1 protein-coding gene is annotated in these 254 nt (G+C 53.9%); it reads right to left on the minus strand.

Annotation, left to right across the window (positions count from 1 at the left end; genetic code table 11):
• Positions 1-138 (minus strand): DUF4372 domain-containing protein (locus IV91_RS17635; protein WP_150112540.1); only part of this gene is annotated, 138 nt, incomplete at its 3' end.
• Positions 139-254: the final 116 nt, after the last annotated feature.

Below are 254 nucleotides of genomic sequence, written 5' to 3' on the forward strand. Positions count from 1 at the left end.
GGCCATGATGCGATATTGCTCGGCGCAAGTCATGGTGCGAACGCCACGGTTGCCGCCATACCGATCGACATATCGGTCGAAGGTTGTCCACGGCAGAAAATCCATTATTTGGGCGAAAAGCGTCTTATCAGCGTTCATGGCATCCTCCGGGGAAAATCCCAGAATTTTGCCCGAATCGGGACCGGTCCAAATTCAAATCGACACCACCCATTATCGCTCGCAATCCCGCGTCAATCGTGGCTTGCAGCGTTTCG

The sequence above is a fragment of the Ferrovum myxofaciens genome, from assembly GCF_000735045.1.
Classification (GTDB): domain Bacteria; phylum Pseudomonadota; class Gammaproteobacteria; order Burkholderiales; family Ferrovaceae; genus Ferrovum; species Ferrovum myxofaciens.